The organism is Bacillus sp. 05T31 (assembly GCF_056396725.1).
On record NZ_JBFTMA010001256.1, the window covers coordinates 1 to 591 of the forward strand.

General features: G+C 31.9%; 1 protein-coding gene. It reads right to left on the reverse strand.

All coding sequences use genetic code 11. The features are described 5' to 3' along the window. Positions 1 to 223 precede the first annotated feature (223 nt). Entirely contained in the window at positions 224 to 427 is a 204-nt protein-coding gene (locus AC1DJR_RS32770) for a DUF2768 domain-containing protein (protein WP_002011815.1), read from the reverse strand. Positions 428 to 591: the final 164 nt, after the last annotated feature.

Genomic DNA, 591 nt, shown 5'->3' on the forward strand with positions numbered 1-591 from the left:
CCATCCGTTTGCTCCTTATATGTATTAATGGCTTTTTGTACAACTTGCAACTGGTCTTCATAAGGAATAGCACTTTGTTTCATATTTTCTCTTGGATACATACACCCTGTTAAAATGCTCATGCAACAAAATATTAAAATAATATGGATTTTTTTCACTGACAATCACCTTTTCATGCTAGTATGGACTGTTGCTTTTGTAACATTTACCGACTACACATCCTTTATTGCTCAATAGGGCCACTAAATACAACAAGGAAAATAACAATTCCCGATACAATCATGAGGGTGTACGCTACTAAAGCTGTAATCCCTTTCAAAAATTTATTCTTCATTTTATGCCTACTCAATAAAATAAAACTTACTGCGAGAAACATAAATCCAATTGCCCCTAAAGCAAACCACATTTTCATAAGCCCTTCCGACATATATACACCCCTTTACTTTCAAWCTATTTTTATACTATTTTAACAAATTAAAATCTTTAAACAAATAAAAATCATCATTTTTCCGTKAATTGATGATTTTTATTTAAAATAATAAAACCGAAGCACGAAATGATGCGCTTCGGTTGACCAAATATGCCCTTAAC